General features: G+C 71.5%; 1 protein-coding gene. It reads left to right on the forward strand.

What is annotated here, in order from left to right:
• Positions 1 to 370 precede the first annotated feature (370 nt).
• On the forward strand, positions 371 to 1381 hold the full coding sequence (locus B8460_RS04835) for a glycosyltransferase family 2 protein (RefSeq protein WP_048860448.1): 1011 nt from the start codon (positions 371 to 373) through the stop codon (positions 1379 to 1381).
• Positions 1382 to 1394 lie beyond the last annotated feature (13 nt).

The following is a 1394-nucleotide window of genomic DNA, read 5'->3' on the forward strand; positions in this document are numbered from 1 at the left end:
GCGGGACCGAGCGGCAGCACCCCCGCGCCCGCCCGATCCGGCATGCCCACCGCGCGGATACGCGCGCGCAGCTGGTCGAGCGTGAGCGGGTCGAGCATGGATGGGGCGGGAGCGGGCGGGGCGGGAGCGGGCGGCGGCATGATAGGAACATAAAGCGAACACCGCCGCCGGCAAGAGGATTTGCGTCCTGCGTTGCCGAGTCGGTAAGACTCCCAAGTGAATCAGCGGCTTGTATTCACAACGTCATGCGCCGTCTGAGGCGCTGGTGCTTTTGCCCGTATTGCGTGTATTCATTGATTAGAAGTCTACCATTGCGCTACTATGCGCGCTCCCAGCCACCAGATCCGGCGCCCGACGAGGTTCCGCCCGCGTGCTAGAGACACGACCCACGCCGCTGCTCTCCATCGTCGCCCCCTGCCACAACGAGGCGGCGGTGCTGCCCGGTTTCCACCGCCGCGCGACGGAGGCCGCACGCGCCGCCGTGGGCGACGCATACGAGCTGATCCTGGTGGACGACGGCTCGCGCGACGCGACGTGGCAGGTGATCGCGACCCTCGCCGCCGCCGATCCGCGCGTCACCGGCGTCCGTCTCGCCCGCAACCACGGGCACCAGCTGGCGCTCACCGCCGGGCTGACGCTCTGTCGCGGCGGGCGCGTGCTGATCATCGACGCCGACCTGCAGGACCCGCCCGAGCTGCTCGGCCCGATGATGGCGCGCATGGACGACGGCGTGGACGTGGTGTTCGGCCAGCGCCGCTCCCGCGCCGGGGAGACGGCGTTCAAGCGCGGCACCGCGCACCTGTTCTACCGCCTGCTGCGCCGCCTCGTGGACGTCGACATCCCGGCCGATGCCGGCGATTTCCGCCTCATCAGCCGCCGCGCCCTCGACGTGCTCAACGCCATGCCCGAACAGTTCCGCTTCATCCGCGGCATGGTCGCCTGGATCGGCCTGCGGCAGGAGCCGATCGCCTATGACCGCGCGCCGCGCGCGGCGGGCGACAGCTCCTATCCGCCGTGGAAGATGCTGCGCTTCGCCCTCGACGCGGTGACCGGGTTCTCCATCGTGCCGCTGCGCCTCGCCGCCGCCCTCGGCGTGCTGCTCGCCGCCGGCAGCGTGCTGCTGCTCGCCTACACGATCGGCAGCTGGGCGACCGGGCGGGTGGTCAGCGGCTGGACCAGCATGACGACGATCATGCTGGTGATCGGCAGCGCGCAGCTGCTCGTCCTCGGCGTGTTCGGCGAATATCTCGGCCGCCTCTACCTGGAGGCGAAGCGGCGGCCGCTCTTCGTCATCGACCGCGTGATCGGCGGCCCGGACAACCCGCTGGGCGCGCACGCCCCGGCCGCCGCCGCCGACCTCGCGCGCGGCCTCTACGCCTGAGCCGGCGGGTGCC

It is taken from the genome of Acidisphaera rubrifaciens HS-AP3 (assembly GCF_000964365.1).
In the GTDB taxonomy this organism is placed as follows: domain Bacteria; phylum Pseudomonadota; class Alphaproteobacteria; order Acetobacterales; family Acetobacteraceae; genus Acidisphaera; species Acidisphaera rubrifaciens.